This is a genomic window from Neobacillus drentensis, from assembly GCF_036965645.1.
Classification (GTDB): Bacteria; Bacillota; Bacilli; order Bacillales; family Cytobacillaceae; genus Neobacillus; species Neobacillus drentensis_D.
Genome location: NZ_JBALPZ010000051.1, coordinates 37,466 through 56,228, shown reverse-complemented (window position 1 = coordinate 56,228; position 18,763 = coordinate 37,466). Strand labels below are relative to the sequence as shown.

17 protein-coding genes are annotated in these 18,763 nt (G+C 41.6%); 13 read left to right on the top strand and 4 right to left on the bottom strand.

Going from position 1 to position 18,763, the window contains the following annotated elements; translation table 11 throughout:
* From V7266_RS10740 to V7266_RS10700, 9 genes are all read left to right on the top strand, one after another.
* The gene (locus V7266_RS10740) at positions 1-717 is read left to right on the top strand and encodes an amino acid ABC transporter permease (protein WP_335467882.1); all 717 of its coding nucleotides are present in this window, start codon (positions 1-3) and stop codon (positions 715-717) included.
* Between the two features lie 22 nt (positions 718-739).
* Entirely contained in the window at positions 740-1,498 is a 759-nt protein-coding gene (locus tag V7266_RS10735) for an amino acid ABC transporter ATP-binding protein (protein WP_335467881.1), read from the top strand.
* Positions 1,499-1,537: 39 nt separating this feature from the next.
* On the top strand, positions 1,538-2,539 hold the full coding sequence (gene speB / locus V7266_RS10730; RefSeq protein ID WP_335467880.1) for an agmatinase: 1,002 nt from the start codon (positions 1,538-1,540) through the stop codon (positions 2,537-2,539).
* A gap of 721 nt (positions 2,540-3,260) precedes the next feature.
* Positions 3,261-4,010, top strand: coding sequence for an IclR family transcriptional regulator (locus V7266_RS10725; protein ID WP_335467879.1), 750 nt, complete (start codon positions 3,261-3,263; stop codon positions 4,008-4,010).
* Positions 4,011-4,027: 17 nt separating this feature from the next.
* A complete protein-coding gene (locus tag V7266_RS10720; protein WP_335467929.1) occupies positions 4,028-4,987 on the top strand; it encodes a sugar kinase in 960 nt (319 codons plus the stop codon).
* Between the two features lie 18 nt (positions 4,988-5,005).
* Positions 5,006-5,635, top strand: coding sequence for a bifunctional 4-hydroxy-2-oxoglutarate aldolase/2-dehydro-3-deoxy-phosphogluconate aldolase (locus tag V7266_RS10715; protein WP_335467878.1), 630 nt, complete (start codon positions 5,006-5,008; stop codon positions 5,633-5,635).
* A gap of 21 nt (positions 5,636-5,656) precedes the next feature.
* Positions 5,657-6,805, top strand: a complete 1,149-nt coding sequence (gene dgoD / locus V7266_RS10710) for a galactonate dehydratase (RefSeq protein WP_335467877.1) — start codon at positions 5,657-5,659, stop codon at positions 6,803-6,805.
* A 107-nt stretch (positions 6,806-6,912) separates the two neighbouring features.
* Positions 6,913-8,214: an MFS transporter gene (locus tag V7266_RS10705; RefSeq protein WP_335467876.1), complete on the top strand. Its 1,302-nt coding sequence runs from the start codon at positions 6,913-6,915 to the stop codon at positions 8,212-8,214.
* Positions 8,215-8,802: 588 nt separating this feature from the next.
* The gene (locus V7266_RS10700; protein ID WP_335467875.1) at positions 8,803-9,675 is read left to right on the top strand and encodes an SH3 domain-containing protein; all 873 of its coding nucleotides are present in this window, start codon (positions 8,803-8,805) and stop codon (positions 9,673-9,675) included.
* Positions 9,676-10,193: 518 nt separating this feature from the next.
* On the opposite strand, the gene V7266_RS10695 is transcribed toward V7266_RS10700, so the two are convergent.
* The 4 genes from V7266_RS10695 to V7266_RS10680 form a co-directional block, all read right to left on the bottom strand.
* Positions 10,194-10,466 (bottom strand): hypothetical protein, encoded by a 273-nt coding sequence (locus V7266_RS10695; protein WP_335467874.1) that lies wholly within the window; start codon positions 10,464-10,466, stop codon positions 10,194-10,196.
* A gap of 342 nt (positions 10,467-10,808) precedes the next feature.
* A complete protein-coding gene (locus V7266_RS10690) occupies positions 10,809-11,165 on the bottom strand; it encodes a cupin domain-containing protein (protein WP_335467873.1) in 357 nt (118 codons plus the stop codon).
* A 22-nt stretch (positions 11,166-11,187) separates the two neighbouring features.
* Complete coding sequence (lsrK, locus tag V7266_RS10685) at positions 11,188-12,747, bottom strand: autoinducer-2 kinase (protein WP_335467872.1); 1,560 nt, start codon at positions 12,745-12,747, stop codon at positions 11,188-11,190.
* A 38-nt stretch (positions 12,748-12,785) separates the two neighbouring features.
* A complete protein-coding gene (locus V7266_RS10680) occupies positions 12,786-13,706 on the bottom strand; it encodes a sugar-binding transcriptional regulator (protein WP_335467871.1) in 921 nt (306 codons plus the stop codon).
* 335 nt (positions 13,707-14,041) lie between these two features.
* On the opposite strand from V7266_RS10680, the gene V7266_RS10675 reads away from it, so the two are divergent.
* The 4 genes from V7266_RS10675 to lsrB are packed head-to-tail and all read left to right on the top strand — an operon-like array spanning position 14,042 to position 18,626.
* Positions 14,042-15,556 carry a sugar ABC transporter ATP-binding protein gene (locus tag V7266_RS10675; RefSeq protein ID WP_335467870.1) on the top strand — a complete coding sequence of 505 codons (1,515 nt, stop codon included), beginning with the start codon at positions 14,042-14,044 and terminating at the stop codon, positions 15,554-15,556.
* Positions 15,543-16,538, top strand: coding sequence for an ABC transporter permease (locus tag V7266_RS10670; RefSeq protein WP_335467869.1), 996 nt, complete (start codon positions 15,543-15,545; stop codon positions 16,536-16,538). Before V7266_RS10675 ends, V7266_RS10670 begins: the two co-directional genes overlap by 14 nt.
* 7 nt (positions 16,539-16,545) lie before the next feature.
* Positions 16,546-17,544, top strand: a complete 999-nt coding sequence (locus V7266_RS10665) for an ABC transporter permease (RefSeq protein ID WP_335467868.1) — start codon at positions 16,546-16,548, stop codon at positions 17,542-17,544.
* A gap of 14 nt (positions 17,545-17,558) precedes the next feature.
* Complete coding sequence (gene lsrB, locus V7266_RS10660) at positions 17,559-18,626, top strand: autoinducer 2 ABC transporter substrate-binding protein LsrB (protein WP_335467928.1); 1,068 nt, start codon at positions 17,559-17,561, stop codon at positions 18,624-18,626.
* Positions 18,627-18,763 lie beyond the last annotated feature (137 nt).

The window sequence follows — 18,763 nt, the reverse complement described above, 5'->3', positions numbered from 1 at the left end:
ATGGTTTTCGATTTTAGTATCGTCACCCGATACGCTGGGTTACTTTTTGAAGGATTTCTAACGACATTATCGATATGCGCTGCCGGTCTCTTGCTGGGGCTTTTCATCGGGATGATTACGTGTACGGTGAAAATGAGGTCCCCCGGCTGGGGCGCTGGTTTAGCCAATGTGTATATTGAATTCTTTCGCGGCACGCCCTTTCTAATACAGGTGTTTCTCTTATATTATGTTGGACCTGTATTCGGAATCGATATAAGTGCCACAGCAGCAGGCATCATCGGAATCGGCCTTTATGGCGGCGCCTATTTTGCTGAAATCTATCGGTCAGGCATTCTATCTATTCCTAAAGGTCAAGTCGAAGCCGCCCGAGCCCTAGGGATTGGAGAGAAGGCGATTCTATTTCGAATCGTCATCCCACAAATCTGGGGCCTGATCATGGCTCCTTTAAGCAACCAAATCATTTCACTGGTTAAAGAATCAGCCATCCTGTCTGTCATTACGGTGCAAGAGTTGACCTTTGTGGGCCAGCGGGCGATTAGTGAAACCTACAATTATGTGGAGATTTATACCATGGTCGCGTTTCTATATTGGGCACTCGTTACCCTCCTGGCCAACCTGCTTCGAGGCTTGGAAAAATATGCGACGCGTTATCTAAGGACTCGGGAGCGTTCTTCCACTGGATTTTTCGTGATGAAAGAGCAGGATATCAAACTATGATGCTAATGAAAGAAGGGAGATTATGAGTGAAACGGCAGTAAAAACAAAAGCAATTGAGGTAAACGGGCTCCGTAAGTCCTTTGGAAACCAAGAGATTTTAACAGGGATAGACCTGAAGATTAACGATGGTGAAGTGGTTTGTATTATTGGACCGAGTGGCTCTGGTAAAAGTACCTTGCTGCGTTGCCTTAATCTGCTCGAGGGGCCATCTGATGGAACCATCTCCTTCAACGGTGATGTGATTTTTCCATCCTCAGGCAGTCTTAATCTTCGTGAAGTTCGATCCAAGGTGGGAATGGTCTTTCAACAATTTAATTTATGGCCGCATAAAACGGTTTTAAATAATGTCATCGAGGCGCCTTTGCTGGTCAGAAAAAGGAATAAAGCCGAGGCGATTGAAAAGGCGGAAAGCTTGCTGAGAAAGGTTGGACTGATGGAGAAAAGGGATGTCTATCCGTCTAGTTTGTCTGGGGGACAACAGCAGCGGGTTGCGATTGCGAGAGCCTTGGCAATGGATCCCAAAATCATGCTATTTGATGAACCGACATCAGCCCTGGACCCAGAGTTAGTAGGAGAGGTTTTAAAGGTCATGAAGGATTTGGCGGCTGAAGGGATGACCATGGTCGTCGTCACCCATGAAATGAATTTCGCACGAGATGTGGCGGATCGAATCATTTTCATGGATCAGGGAGTCGTGGTGGAGGAGGGGCCTCCTTCCGAGATATTCTCCCAGCCTAAGAGCGAGCGTTTACGTCAGTTTTTAACCAGTGTACTTGGCTAGATACCCGAGTCTGCAAAATTGAAAAGGAGGAATTTCCCTATGTATGAATCAAAAAGACCCTATGAAAAGCAGAAATTGAATTTACCGTTCACAGGAATTTGTTCGTTTGCGAAGTATCCTATCTGTACGAACCTTGATGAATTGGACGCCCATATTGCGATTATTGGCGTTCCATATGATATGGGAGCACAATGGCGTTCCGGAACTCGTTTCGGACCACGCAGTATTCGGGAAGGTTCCACCCTTTATAGTTTTGGATTAAATGGATCCTACGATCCGGAACGAGATGAGGTGTTTCTTGCTCCGCCTTTAAAAATTGTTGACTGCGGGGATGTGGATATTGTTCACGGGGATCTTCAGCAAAGCTTCGAAAATATTGAAGAAGCGGTAAGAAAAATCATTTCAAAAGGGGCATTCCCGGTCATTTTAGGGGGAGATCATTCGATTACGATTCCTGTTGCTCAGGCGTTGGATTCGCTTGGATCTTTATGCGCCATCCAAATCGATGCCCACTTGGATTGGGCAGATGAACGTTCTGGACAGCGGTATGGTCATGGAAGTCCGATGAGGCGGATGGCAGAAATGGATCATTTTAATGAAATGGTTCAACTGGGGATTCGCGGAATTGGCAGCAGTATAAAAGAAGATTTTGATGATGCCCGTGCATATGGGAGTGTGATTTTGAGTCCCAAACAAATCCGCAAGATTGGAATCGATGGGGTGCTCAGCCGGATTCCAAAAGGAGGCTGTTATTTCCTTACCATTGATGTAGATGGGATTGATCCTTCCATCTGTCCGGGAACGGGAACCCCATCCCCAGGCGGCTTTTCCTATGATGAAGTCAATGCCTTATTGGAAGCCATTGTCCAGCGCGGTGAGGTTGTCGCGTTTGATTTCGTAGAAGTCGCACCTGCCTACGACCCCACGGGAATGACAGGACAAACCGCAGCCCGGCTCATCCTGGACCTCATGGGATTCATCACAAAAAAATGGGAAAAAGAAAACCGAAAAGCCTTTGCAAGTGAAACAATCGAAGCGTAGAAGCATGGGGAAGCATGGGGACGGTTCTCATGCTTCTTTTTTGGGGGGAGCATGGGGACGTTTCTTATGCTTCCATACACATGATTGCAGACCAGATGGTGTCGATGCTGGAACAGATGGAAGGAATAAATTTAAGGGTCAGTCCGTTTTTATTAGGACTGACCCTGTTTTTATGTTTATCTGAATGGGAAGTATGTAACTTGGTTATGAACCGAAGAAGTATATGTTTTATACATGCGTCATTCCGGACTAGGTGGGGTAGGACAACTGTCGACATTTTTTTCATGCAATTGGGGTAACAATTTCAGCAATGAAGTGGATAAGATCGTTTTTAAACAAATGTTTGATTAATTACGAAATATGGGGAATTGACATGAAGGATGTAGGTTGAGTCGATAACAATAGAATTTTCCGGGAAATTGAAGTTTTATCTGTGAAATATCCTAACTTTGCTCGACAATCTTTTTTACTAGTTTTGAAGAGTAAATGAAGAGGGATGAACCTTTCTGCTTTTTTAATTAAACGTTTGATTAGTAAAGAATATAGGGAATAGGGTCGAAACGCTGGAAGCATGAGAACCGTCCCCATGCTTCACTTTTTTTAAAAACGTTTCCAAAAGTAGTTGACGTTTCGAAATCACGGTGCTATTATGTGCCTGTATTAATCACATATGAGATTTAACATCACATATGTGATGTTAAATGGAAGAAGGAGGGAGCGTATGTCGGTCAAATCGGCGGAACGTGTTCTTCAAATTTTTGAGTTATTATCCCATAATCCAGATGGGCTGACGATTAAAGAAATCAGTGAAAATCTATCATTCCCACAAAGCAGTACTTCTAATCTAGCAGCGACGCTTACGTCTGCAGGTTATTTAAGTTTAGACTCTGCCAAAAAATATAGAATCGGGGCCAAGTTGATTCATATTGGAACGATGGCAATGGAAAACTTAGATATTTCACTTGTTGCAAAGCCGCATCTTGAAAAGTTGATGGAAAGTGTTCAGGAGACGGTATTTATGGCAACGTTGTCAGAAGAGGAATTGGTTTATCTTTTAAAGATTGATAGTAAACGCTCCATTCGGACAACTGCTCAAACCGGTTTCCGCAAGCCGCTTTATTGCACGGGGCTAGGCAAAACCTTCTTAGCCAATATGTCTGAACAAGAGCGGTCGAAAATTCTAGACCGAATTGAACTAGTACCGATTACGGCAAAGACGATTACCAACAGAGAAGAACTAGAAAAGGAACTCTATCAGTATTCGCTAATTGGATACACCATTGATGATGAGGAAAACGAAGAAGGCTTATATTGTGTTGCAGCTCCTGTATTTGGTGCTGATCGAAAAATACATGCAGCGATCAGTGTTGCTGGTCCAAAGGAAAGGATGCTTGCGCAGCAGGCTGAGGTTGTCGAAAGGGTTCTATCGACATCCAAAAAAATCTCAGAAAGCATTGGATGCATTCTATAGAAGAAAAGGGTGAAGACATGGATGTTATTAGTATTGGAGAGACCATGGTCTTATTCACCCCAAATACGATGGGAAAAATGCGTTATTCAAACCAATTCACTTCGAGAATAGCAGGGGCGGAAACGAATACGCTCATTGGGTTGTCTAGACTTGGGCATCGAACAGGATGGATAAGCCAGCTCGGGAAGGATGAGTTTGGGGCACAGATTTTAACAACGGTAAAAGGGGAAGGAATAGACGTTAGTCAAGTCTCAATTAGTGAAAGTGCGCCGACTGGTGTGTTTTTTAAAGAAATCGTTAACCAGGACAATGTGAATATTTATTACTATCGAAAACACTCTGCTGCAAGCCAGCTCACCCCTAAGCAAATCAATAAAGACTATATCGCAAAGACTAAGTTCTTGTATATCTCCGGTATTACACCGGCTCTCAGCTCTTCTTGCAAGGATACCATTTACCATGCGATTGACCTTGCAAGGGAGACAGGAGTGAAAGTCGTTTTTGACCCCAATCTTCGCAGGAAGCTATGGTCTGAGACTGAAGCGCGGGAAACATTGCTATCAATAGCCGCTAAGTCCGATATTGTGCTGCCAGGGATTGGTGAATGTGAGTTTTTATTTGGGACGCAAGATTATGAACAAGCAGCAGATGCCTTTCATGCTCTAGGAGCAGAAACGGTGGTTATCAAGCTTGGTGATAAAGGTGCCTACTATTCTACTAATGCTGGAGCAGATAAAGGATATGTAGAGGGCTTTACCATAAAAACGGTCGTTGACCCAGTCGGAGCCGGAGATGGGTTTGCTGCGGGTGTTCTATCGGGACTTCTCGATCATCTCACTATTGGTGAAGCGGTAAAAAGGGGCTGTGCCATCGGGGCCATGGTTTGCACCGTAAATGGAGATATTGAAGGCCTTCCCGATCGAGAGGAATTGAAGTATTTTACTAGTTTTAGTGCTGGAGATGAAGTAAAGCGCTAGCAAGGAGGAATGAGACGAATGAACACGTTACAAACAATATTAGATAATAAATTAATTGCCATCGTTCGTGGGGCAAGACCAGAGGATACGTTAAAAATTGTTCAATCGTTATATGAGGGTGGAATTCGAATTGTTGAAATTACCATGAATTCGCCGAAGGCTCTGTCAGCGATTGAAGGGGTTGCGGATGAATTCGGTGATAAAATGGCAGTCGGAGCAGGAACTGTATTAGATTCTGAATCAGCTCGCTGTGCGCTGCTTGCGGGTGCCCAGTTTATCCTATCACCTACATTAAAAGCAGAAACAATTAATCTAACAAAAAGGTATGGGGCCGTCAGCATTCCGGCTGCGTTTACTCCAACTGAAATTTTAAACGCCTATGAATTAGGTGGAGATATTATTAAAGTTTTTCCGGCTACTGGATTAGGTCCGAAATTTATTAAAGATATACACGGGCCGCTTCCTCATATTCCGTTGCTGCCAACCGGCGGAGTCGGCTTACATAATATTAAGGAATATCTCGAAGCAGGTGCAGCCGGCTTGGGAATTGGCAGTTCTTTGGTGAACACCAAACAAGAAGTGACAGAACAGTATTTAGTAGATTTAACCGAAAAAGCAAAGCAGTTCGTTCTTGCAGCACAAAAATAAATGAGATGGAGTGAATTCAAAATGAAGATTACAGGTTATGAATTGTTCCAAGTACCACCACGCTGGTTATTTTTAAAAATAGAAACAGATGAAGGAATTGTTGGCTGGGGAGAGCCTGTCATTGAGGGAAAGGCCGCAACAGTTAAGGCAGCAGTTGAAGAGCTAATGACATATTTAATCGGCAAGGATCCATTGCGTATCGAAGACCACTGGAATGTGATGTATCGCGGCGGATTCTACCGTGGCGGCCCTATCCTTATGAGTGCGATTGCCGGTATTGACCAGGCGCTTTGGGATATTAAAGGGAAGTTCTATAATGCGCCAGTCTTTCAATTACTTGGCGGGGCATGCCGTGACTCCATTAAGGTTTATTCTTGGATTGGCGGCGACCGTCCAAGCGATACAGCCAAAATGGCTTTAGATTGTGTTGAAAGAGGGTTCCAAGCGGTAAAGATGAATGGAACCGAGGAATTACAATACATTGATTCCTACGATAAGGTGGAGAGAGTCATCGAGAATGTTGCCGCAATTCGTGAAGCAGTCGGCAAGCATATCGGAATCGGAATTGACTTCCACGGTCGTGTACATAAGCCAATGGCGAAGGTTCTGGTAAAAGAACTTGAGCAGTTTAGACCGATGTTTATTGAAGAACCTGTATTACCTGAGAATAATGAGGCGCTAAAGGAAATTGCTTCGTTAACTTCTACTCCAATAGCCACTGGTGAGCGGATGTTCTCAAGATGGGACTTTAAATCATTATTAGCTGGCGGCTATGTGGACATTATCCAGCCAGATTTATCCCATGCAGGCGGCATTACAGAATGCAAAAAAATCATTAGCATGGCAGAGGCGTATGATGTAGCAGCTGCACCGCATTGTCCGCTTGGACCTATTGCTCTAGCAGCATGCTTACAAGTAGATGCGACTGCACACAATGCCTTCATCCAAGAACAAAGCTTAGGCATCCACTACAATCAGGGCAATGATTTATTAGATTATATCGTTGATCCATCTGTCTTCCATTATGAAAACGGTTATGTGAAGATTCCACAAGGACCAGGACTAGGCATCGAAGTCAATGAAGAAAAGGTACGTGAAATGGCAAAAGTGGGTCATCAATGGCAAAATCCAGTTTGGCGTCACAAAGACGGCAGCGTCGCAGAATGGTAAAACCAAATCGGGCGTGCTTGGTGACAGGCACCGCCCGAGCTTTGCCCAATTTTGGTTCATAGATCATTTTCTAATTAATAAATCTACTATAAAGGGATTGAGGATGAATGAATAATAAGGCGACGAAGGTTCGTTATGGTGTTGTTTTTATGTTGTTTATTACGGTTATTGTCAACTACATGGACCGAAGCAACATCTCGATTGCCGCTCCTTTTATTACAAAGGAACTTGATATTGATTCTGTTAAAATGGGATTAATTTTCTCTGCTTTCGGCTGGACCTATTGTGCATTGCAAATTCCAGGCGGTTGGCTGTTAGATAAGCTGGGTAACCGAAATACGCATACTCTAGGAATTGCCGGTTTCTCACTAATGACTTTATTGCAAGGGTTCGCAAGTGGTTTTTCAGGATTGATGTTCTTCCGCGTAGGCTTGGGTGTGTTTGAAGCTCCTGCATTTCCAACCAACAGCAAGGTGGCAGCTTCATGGTTCCCTGAGAATGAACGTGCTAGAGCGATTTCCATTTACACTTCAGGTCAGTTTATTGGCTTAGCATTTTTAACACCAACACTTATTTTCCTTGAGCAGACCTTTGGCTGGAGAGGATTGTTTATCATTGCAGGTATTATAGGTCTTGCATGGTCTGTTCTTTGGTTCCTGTTCTATCGTGATCCGGATAAGAATAAAAAAGTAAATCAAGCAGAGCTTGATTATATTCGTGAAGGCGACGGTTTAATCACGGGCTCTTCTGAGAAAGCGGTTAAATCTAAAATTAGTTTGAAGGATTTAGGCATTGTTCTATCAAGTAGAAAACTGTGGGGGATTTACATTGGACAGTTTGCGGTTAGCTCCACTCTATGGTTCTTCTTAACTTGGTTCCCTACTTATCTAGTCGAATATAGAGGCATGGGTTTTATTAAAACGGGGTTCTTGGCATCATTGCCATTTATCGCTGCATTCATTGGGGTGCTTGCTTCTGGATTTTTGTCTGACTTCTTAGTTAAAAAGGGTGTTTCTAAAAACAAAGCAAGAAAAGCTCCAATTATCACAGGTTTATTATTGGCGACTTCCATCATCGGAGCAAACTATGTAAATAGCCCAGCACTCATTGTATTATTCATGTCTATTGCATTCTTTGGAAACGGTTTCGCCTCCATTACTTGGGTGTTCGTTTCGCTTCTAGCTCCAAAACGTTTAATCGGTATTGCGGGCGGTGCGTTTAACTTTATCGGTGGTACGGCTTCCATCATTATTCCGATTGTTATTGGTTACCTAGTTAAGGGAGGGAATTTTGCGCCAGCACTTACGTTTATTGCTTGTGTAACCCTATTAGGTGCATTATCTTACATTTTCCTAGTTGGAAAAGTAGAGCGTGTTTCCGAACTCGATGATGTAAATAATGCTGCTTAATATCGGTGCCTGTCACGCCTTGAGTTTTGTCGAGAGGACCATGGGGACGGTTCTTGTGCTTCCATACACATGAGAGCAGCCATGTTGTTTCGATGCCAGAACAGATGGAGGGAATAAATTAAAGGGTCAGTCCGTTTTTATTATTGCGGACTGACCCTGTTTTTATATTGAACTGAATGGATAGAGAATAACGTGGCTATGAACCGAAGAAGATAATGTTTTAAACATGCGTAAATCCGGACTAGGTCGGGGTGGACAGCCAACGACATTTTTTTCATGCAGTTGGGGTAACAAATTTAGCAATGTCGTGGATAAAATTGTTTTTAAACAAATGTTTGATTAATAGCGAAATATGGGGAATGGAAGAAGCATGGGGACGGTTCTCATGCTTCTTTTTACTGACTTAACTTCATTCGGTCAGGCAGATTTTGTATCGTTGATTTCCAAAGTATTTTTTAATCTATTTAAGACTTCCTCTCTATTCCCGCTTTGAAGACCTTCATACCTAATCCCTATTGCAATGGAATGCGCTAATCGTTTTATAATAAAAGATAGATTAATCATAACTAGATTGGGGAAGAAAAGTAGATGTTTAAAAAGAGAATTCCAATTATCGTTGCCATGTTTGTTTTACTTTCAGGATTTCTTGCAGCTAAACCGGCAGCTGCAGCAAGCGTAACAAAATATGTAACAGCCACAGCATTGAATGTCAGAACGGGTCCGGGAACGACCTACCAAATTGTCACAACCATTAAGCAAAACCAAGCTGTCACCGTTTCACAAACGAGTGGCTCTTGGGATAAAGTGACTGTTGGCGGTAAAACAGGCTGGGCATCCAACCAATACCTAACCACTAAGAATTTGGCGGAAAGGTTAAAGACAGTGGGCAGCAACAAACAGTTAATTCTTGTCACTGCCAATGGCTACAATAGCTCAAATGCAGAAATTCGTACCTTCCAGAGAAATTCCCTAGGGAAATGGGTACCTGTGTTGACCACCACAGGTCATATTGGTAAATATGGATTCGCCACTGCCACCAATATGCGTGAAGGCGGTAAAAGGTCTCCAATCGGAAAGTATACAATTGGAACCGCATTTGGACGTTATGCAAATCCAGGGACCAAAATGCCTTACAGAAAAATCACTAGCGATGATGTTTGGGTAGATGATCCAACTTCAAAGCTCTACAACACTTGGCAATCAAGAAGTAAAACACTGGGTCAATGGAAGAGTGCAGAAAACATGAATATCGCAGCTTATTCCTATGGTTTCGTGATCAACTACAATACACAGCGAACTCCGTATAAAGGCAGTGCGATCTTCTTCCACATTGGGAGTGGCTACACGCTGGGATGTACTTCCACTTCACAAACGAATGTTGTCAGCATCTTGAAATGGTTGGACCCTAGTAAGAGTCCAGTTATCATTCAAACTCCGATTCAGGAGCTAAACAAATACTGATTTTGAGAGTAATAAAAAGCTGATTTACGGGTACTTGCGAGTGTAGAACTTTAAAAACAGGTAAAATCACTGATTCATTCATTTTTCCACTCTATTCTACGGGTAACTTACAATAAAAATGTCCTTCATATCCGGATGAAGGACATTTTTATTGTTTCAAAGAGTAGGATAAGTCGTCAATCAAGGTTATTGACGACCGACCACCGTTTTAAAGAGAGGGATGGGTAGTCAATGAGGGTAATAGACGACCGGCATCCTTTTCAAAGAGAGGGATGGGCAGTCAATAAGGGTTATAGACGACTGTAAGTTAAAAATATTTTTAAAAGAAAACGCCCAGTGAATGGACACTGTGCATTTTCCCGTGTTTCCTACTCTTCGAATATTTTCTTATCCCTTTCATGTGTAAAGCCTTCTGGCCATACTCTTCTTTTGATAGCTGCGAATTCTTCATCCGTTTTAAGGTTCTCAATGTATTCTTCAAGTAAAGGTTCTATATCTAATCTTTCAATTTTTTCCTTTCACCCGTCAAATAGATACGTAATAAACGCATTATCAGAGCTATTAACAGTAAGACGTGTCTTTATGAATGGATAAATCTTACCTTCAAATTCCAATTCATCGATAGGGAATTCATTTCTTGAAAGGTTCAAATCCACCAGTACAATTTTTTCCTCTTGAACAACCTGTTTATGCCTGTTAACTGCAACCGTTATCCAATTACTAATGGACATGTAAGCTTGCATATTTCTATCAAGACTTTTAAGGTTTTCTTGTATATAATTGAAAATCAAATTTTTATCTTCTATTAATTCCCTTGTCGTTATTATGTGCGCTCTGACATTATCCACCCGGCTTCGTTCTATAGAATCACAACCTTTTATTTTTTTTATTATTTATGACGATAGGTAATATTTTTTCATTACCTAAGGAAGCTTCCAGTAATTCTACAAGTATGTTCCCCGCATACGAATACCCATTTTTCTATTAACATCTCATACTGAAAAAATGGTGTGCAAAATGTTAGTTTCCATTACGCCTGCTCGATAGCTAATGAATGGTATGATGTGTCCCTCGAGTTCTCTAAAGTGCTGATTCCAAGCAGAAGAACCGTCCCTGTGCTCCTACCTGTGCTCCTATTTACAGTATGGCTTGTAGTCTACCTCAACTTTATCTTTTTCTTGGTAGGGTGCCAGCATAAAGGCTGCTTTGAAGATGGTATCTCCCTTGTTGATTAGATAGTGGACTTTTTTGGGTTCAACGTGAATAAAGTCTCCTTGTTTACATTGGAAGATTTCCTCGTCTATATGAATTTCTAGTTCTCCCTCTAAGATAAAGAAGTTTTCCTCCATCACGTTATGATAATGTGCGGCAAAATCTTGCCCTGGTTGTAATACAACAACACCAAAATTCATTCTCGGTCCTTTCAAGAGGTACTTTGGACCACTATCACCAAATCGGTATTCTCGCTCATTCTCGTTCATAACCGTCATTTTGTTCACTCCTTCGGATGTCTTATAGTCCTGGGGCAATCCACATATGGTTGGTGTATCCTTGATCTGCCAGCTCTAGTTGTACCTTGTACACAGCCTCCCACTTTTTATATAACTCTTCATAAATGAAGTGATTCGATTCGTTTGGTTCGAAGGTTTTTTCGAATTTAACCACTTGAGTAATGGCTTCATTAAAACTTTCATAAACCCCTGCTCCTACACCGGCACAAATGGCCGCACCTAGAGCTGTCGATTCCTTTACCACTGGAACTTTTACCTTTATATTCAAAACGTCAGCCACAATTTGGCACCATAAATCACTTTTTGAGGCCCCGCCTCCAAAAACAATCGATTCGGGTGATTGGTTTGTTAGGTTGGAAATGACTTCAATATTGCCCTTTGTGACAAAAGCGGCATTTTCCATAATGGCCCGGTAAAACGTTGCTTTATTATAGGAGCTATCAAACTTAAAATCTATGAAACTTGGTGCCGCATGTTTCCATGAAAAATAGTTCATTTTATCGGAAAACGTACAAATCATTCCATTGCAGCCTGCCGGTACTTGTTGTGCTCTTTTTTCCATTTGGGCATAAATGCTTTCCCCTTTTTCCTTCTGAAGAAAGGCTTCAAGCTCACAAAACGTATCCCTGAACCACCTCATGATCAGTCCAGGAAAGAAGGCGATGGCTTCATATTGCCAGGTATTTGGGATGGCATGGCAATTCACTCTTACTTTACAATCATCATTGATCTCTACCTGGTTGGTTGTATATTCATATTGCCAAAAGCTACCGCCTAAAACAGCTGCATCCCCTTCGTTGATGACCCCCATGCCAATGCAGCCTAATTGGGCGTCGCCGCCTCCAGCAACCACGACAGTCTGCGTGCTTAAGCCAGTAAGTGCGGAGAACTCCTGCGAAACATGGTTAATAATGGTTCCGCTTTCATTTACAATCGGAAAAATATCCTTTCTTAGACCTACCTTCTTAGCAATGCTTGGCTCCCAAACTCTTTTCTTAATATCAAAAAGACCAGTGGTGCAGCCATTAGAAGGTTCAACTGAAATTACATCGGTCATGCGATAGGTTATCCAGTCGTTCAACATCGTCACGTATTTCACTTTGTGATACGTTTCAGGAATATGATTTTTTACCCAAAGGATTCTGGGGATTGCTCCTAATGAAAAGGTCTGTCCAGAAATCTGGTGAATGTCTGCTTCGATTGTGTCACTTATTTTACATAGGTTAGCCACTTCGTCGTTTGATCTTGAATCCACGTTGGCACAGGCCCATAATTCCTTCCCGTTTTCATCGTATAGGACAATGGCTTCACGCATACTTGTGGTTGAAATCGCCACAATGTTTTCAGGGTTAACCTTACTCTTTGCTAAGATTTCCTTGATTAGTTGGATGATCATGTCTATATTTTTCTCGATAGCAAAGTCCATGGAGCCTGGATACCGTTTATCTTCATGATGGGTCCATTCTGATTGTGTAACAAATTGTTCATGGCCAAGTGTGTTAAATAAAATGACTCTGACACTGCCGGTTCCGGCATCAATTGCCATTAAGTACTTTTCCATGCTATCAACTCTTCCTTTCTATCATTATTAGGAGCCTTTCATTCGATTAGACTTTTAGCCACCACTTCATCCGTAATTAATACATCGATATAGCCCCCTTTTAGGGCGCCGATAATAGCCTCTCTTTTTTCAACTCCTCCAGCCACAGCAACCACATGGTTAAGTGATTTTAATAAATGAATATCGGTACTAACTAGTTGCTTATGCAATGGAAGATCTAGAACCTGGCCATTTCGATCATAAAATTGGCTTAATAAATCTCCTGCAGCTCCCAATGATTTATAGATTTCCATTTCATGTGAGTTCAAATATCCTTCCTTCACAAGGGTGGCCCGTTCGTTTACTGCTCCAATGCCAATGATGGTGATCGTAGAGTATGGGATCATTTCAAAGATCTTTTTGATTGGTTTTTCTTTTATTAACTGCTTGGCGAGGTGTTCCGTAGATACTAATAATGGGGCGGGCATAATGTAATGGTTGTGATTTTGATTGGTGTAATAATCGGATGACGAATCGATCGCTGTTGGAATGTAGAATTTTACACCTCCTGATAACGAGACGAAGGTGATTTTATACTTAGTGGAGATATTTAAATGTCCCAAGGTTCCTGAAACAGCTTGCCCATACCCAACATTAATCATGGTGTCGCTGTTAATTCGGTCTTCGATATAGTGGGCGGCGGCCTTTGTGAGACTATGTAACGGATTTTCGTTAGAGGCAGGGACGATATAAATATCTTGTAATTGATAGTGGTGCTTGATTTGATTCTGCAAATCGTTGTTAACCAACTTTTCTAGGTTAATTTTAAATTGGATAATGTTATTGGCTTTCGCGATATCTAGGTATTTGATCACTTTCATTCTAGATAGATTCAAAGACTCTGCGATCTCATTTTGTGTCATACCTTCGATGTAATATTTCCATGCGATTTTTATGATCAGGCTATTTTCATATGACATGTTTTTCACTCTCTACAGTTTATTTTTGAAACAAAAGTTTTATGTTAAAACAATTGTGATACTTTTGCTTTACGTTAAATCAAAAGTAACAGCAGTTATCATTCGAGCGCCTTTCTATATTGTAATAAGCATGTAATGAATATTATTCCTAGTTCATATAATCTACGAGGGAATCATTCATTGGGTGTTTTGGTTTATTTTTCAATTTGCGAACATCGGAGATAGATAGAAGGTTTGCTAGCTAATAATATGTTTCATCGTTAATAAAATGTATGAATCTGTAATATCTTTAATGGTAAGCGGTTACAAAAATGGTACTAAGGTAGGGGATGATAATGAAGGCGCCGAGGAACTTAGTGAGACTGGAGAATATCCGGAAGGCCTTTAATCGAAACATCGTTTTGGAGGAGGTTTCATTAGAACTTAATGAGTCAGAAGTGATCGCTATTATCGGCGGTAACGGAGCAGGGAAGAGCACCTTAATGAAAATCCTCACAGGGATCTACAAGGTGGATGAAGGGGTTATTGAGATTGCTGGTGAAAAGGCAGATCATCTAAATCCTTCCTCTGCACATGAAAGAGGCATTTATTTAGTGCCGCAGGAACCCTTGCTGTTCCCGAATATGACGGTTGAACAAAATCTCACGATTGGATTTAGTAAAAATAAAAATGAAGTGAGAGAAGAAGCGGCTAAGCTCATTAAAGAATTAGGCTGGAATCTTGATTTGAATCGGTTAGCTGTTACATTGAGTATCGCTGAACAGCAACAGCTTGAGATCATAAAGGGACTTTTAAGAAAGTCAAAAGTGTTAATTCTGGATGAACCCACCTCTACCTTAACGTTTTCAGAAACAGAGTCATTATTCAAAGTGATTAAACAGTTGAAAAATGCTGGGGTTGGCATCTTCTATATTACACACCGTCTTGATGAAGTTTTTCAGATTTCCACCCATGCCGTCATCTTACGGGACGGAAAAGTAACGCTTAAAGGGAAAATAGAGGAGTTCACGAAAGACATGCTGATTCAAGGGCTGCTTCCGGTTGGAAATGAAAATCATTACGAAGATCATTTTGAAAAACGAGGGGCTGCTCACGAGGGAGAAGAACCGATCCTTAAAGTTGAAAACATCGTTGGCGATGGATTTAAGAATATTAGTTTTGAAGTTTATAAGGGAGAGGTTGTCGGTCTTGCTGGTCTTGTCGGTGCCGGAAGAACAGAGATTGCGGAAGCGATTTACGGAATAAATCCGATTGAGAGCGGAAAAGTCTATCTTGATGGAAAGGACATTACCAAGTTATCCATAAATGAAACGGTTGACAGCGGTTTGGCTTATATACCGGAAGATCGATTTTTAAACGGTATTTTTTCGATCACTTCGGTGAGAAATAATATCACCTCGCAAATGATTAAACGGCACGGTTTTTTTACCAAGAAAAAGTTAGAAGAACAAGTGGCCGATCAGTATATTAAGAGATTAAGAATCAAGGTAAATTCCCAGGAGGACGAAATCAAATCACTTTCAGGCGGGAATCAACAGAAGGCTGTGATTGCCAGGGCACTATCCATGAACCCTAAATTAATCATCATGGATGAACCAACAAGGGGAATTGATGCGGCTGCAAGGGGTGACATCTATTCCATCCTGACAGAATTAAAAAACCAGGGATTTTCTATTCTCCTGATTTCCTCTGATTTAGAAGAAATCGAAAGAATTAGTGACCGCATCTATGCTGTCTACCAGGGGACCTGCGATGTTTGTCTAAACGTAGACCAAATCAATGCGGTCAATGTGATGAAAGCGGCTTTTGGAACCTTTAAAGGAAGTGATAAGACACATGCCGAGGGTTAGAAAAATATTCAAACAACGGGAATTTAGAACTTTCCTATTTTTAGTCCTTCTATTTGTTGTGGTGGGATTTATCAACTCTGACTATTTTTCTTTACAAAATATCGATAAATCTTTGAAAAGCAGCTTGCTTTACATGGTTCTTGCCGTTGGGATGACCTTTGTCTTATTAACCGGGAATTTAGATATTTCAGTAGGCGGAACGCTGGGGTTAAGTGCTGCTGTTTGTGGAACGATTCTCCGCGATGGAGGAAATATCCTTTTAGCGGTGATCACTGCCATCCTTATTGGGGCGATCATTGGACTCATTAATGGATTTGGCGTGATCAAGTTAAAAATTTCTTCGTTTATTATGACGTTAGCGATCCTTTCCATTACGAGAGTGGTCCAAGTTATTTATACGGACGGGAAATGGGTAGAAAATATACCTGCAAACTTTAAAGAGCTTTCGAATATCGACATCTTTGGGATTAATCTATTATCCTTCATCTTGATTGTTGGGGTCATCTTCGTTCAAGTTTATCTGTCTAAGAGCAGTAAGGGAAGGTATTACACTGCTATTGGTGATAACAGAGAGGGGGCCATTTCGTTAGGGATCCCTGTGAATCGATATATTGCTTATTCATTTATCATTTCTGGTATCTGTGCTTCTTTAGCTGGATTAATCTTTGTTAGTCAAATTGGCTTTGTCTCCACCAATGCTGGAACAGGAATCGAGTTGACGGTGATTGCAGCCTGCGTTCTTGGCGGTGTGTCATTGATCGGCGGGATTGGAACGGTTGTTGGGGCAGCATTGGGAGCGATTATTTTAACGTCCATCAACTCGGCTTTGGTTTATATGAAAGTACCAGCCTTTTGGAATGATGCGATTTCGGGTTCTCTATTAATCATCATTGTAGTGATTGATGCCCTGCTTGTGTTTCATGCGAGTAAACAGGCAAAAAAACTAAGATTAAATGCAAGGGTTCTTCAAAAGGAGGTGTAGAAATGACATGTTAACTAAAATCCCGAGGTGGAATCTTACTTTATTCGTCTTAATCGTTGCGGAAATAATTGTTTTTGGGATGATTAATCCAAGATTCTGGAATGTCACGATCCTGTTAAATAGCTTTAACGATTTTATTCCGATTGCCATTATTGGCTTTTTTGTCACACTGGTCGTGATTACAGGAGGAATCGACATTTCAGGCGTTTCGATTATTGGGTTAACCTCTGTTGTCACAGGTCTTTTGTCGCAAGTGGCGGGGATCAATATCTGGGTTTCTATCCTTTGTGCCATTTTCATTGGCGGGTTATGCGGCCTTCTCAATGGCGTTCTGATTGCTTATGGAAGAGTTCAATCGATGGTCATTACCCTTGGCGGGATGCTTTTATATAGTGGGATTGCCATTGTGCTGGTGGGATTGTCTGGTGTAAGTACCTATGAAGGAATTTCGGGCTTTCCTGAGGAGTTTAGCAGCATTGCAAATGGAGAGGTCATGGGAATCCCTCATGCTGTCATCTTATTTGTTATCATGTTTCTCATTGCTTATATTCTCCTGCACCGCACCAGGTATGGCAGATATATATACTTGACAGGAATTAACTCAAACACAGCTGATTACTCCGGAATTCATACGAAAAGAATCATTGCTAGTACCTACATCCTGTCAGGGTTAAGTGCTGGTCTTGCAGGGGTTGTATTAACTTCCTATTTAGGCAGTGCAAGAGCTGATTATGGTTCTGAATATCTGATGCCCATTCTTACTGTTGTGGTGTTAGGAGGGACCTTCATCACCGGAGGTAAAGGGGGTGTTGTCGGGACAGCGTTAGCCAGCATCATATTAGGATTTATGCAGCTAGGCTTACAAATGGCCGGGGTCTCCACCCAGTATATCGGATTAGCTACTGGGGTTCTTCTTATCGTTTCTGTTGCATTTTTGGGCATAAATCCAGAGTTCAGATTTAGCATGAAAAGGATTTTAACACAAAAACAACATATTGGGGGTTAGGGACAGTGAGAAAAATAAAGTCTATTAAAATAGTAAGTTTGATGGCGATTCTGACATTATTATTAGCTGCCTGCGGATCCAATGATAATGCTTCCGGAGACGGGGGTAAGAAGAAAGATCCGAAAGATATTCAGGTGGTGTTTATTCCAAAAATGACAGGGAACGCCTTCTTTGAATCTGGTAACGATGGCGCACAGGAAATGGCCAAGAAGGTTGGTTTTAAAGTGAAGTACGATGGTGCTCCTGAAGGTACGGTTTCGAATCAAGTACAAATTATCAATAGTGCTGTCAATAGCGGTGCTGATGCGATTGCCATTTCTTCTGTCTCTTCAGATGGTTTGAATCAAGCATTGAAAAAGGCATTAGATGCTGGCGTTAAAGTAGTCACATGGGATTCAGATGTGGACCCTAAATATCGTTCTGTTTATGTAGACCAAGGTACACCGGATATCCTAGGAAAAATGCTTGTTGACATGGCTGCCCAGCAAATGGATAAACCTGATGAGGCTAAGAAAATTGCCTGGTTCTATTCCAGCCCGACAGTTCCAGATCAAAACTCATGGGTGAAAGCGGCAAACCAATATATTAAAGAAAAGTATCCAAAATGGGAAGTGGTTACGACTCAATTTGGTGATGCCAATGAACAAAAATCATTGCAGGTTGGAGAAAGTATTTTAAATTCGTATCCTGATATTGATGCGGTTATTTGCCCAGACTCAACCGCTCTTCCGGCTATGGCACAAGCAGCTGAAAATAAGGGGTTAAAAGCGAAGGATGTCATTATTACTGGATTTGCTTCTCCTAATTCAATGAGACAGTTTATTGAAAACGGTACCATTAATAACCATGGTTTATGGGATGTAAAAAATCAAGGGGCTCTTGCAGTATACGTTGCTTATTGGTTAGCGCAAGGAAAGGAACTAAAAGTGGGGGACTCTTTGAAAGTACCTGATATGGGTTCTGTTAAAGTAGAGCCGAACACTATCCAAGGCTACGATTATACAGCAGATGATTCAGGAATTATTGTGCTGCCTGAACGGATTGTATTTACGAAGGACAATACGAACGATTACGATTTTTAACATGTTGATTGGAACGGAAGGCGGCCGCTAGGGCAGGTGCGCGGAATAAATCCAAAAAGGCGCGGGAAAAAGGGAAGAAGGCGCGGAATTAATCGGAGAATGCGCGGAAAAAACTTAAAATTGTGCGGAAATATCAG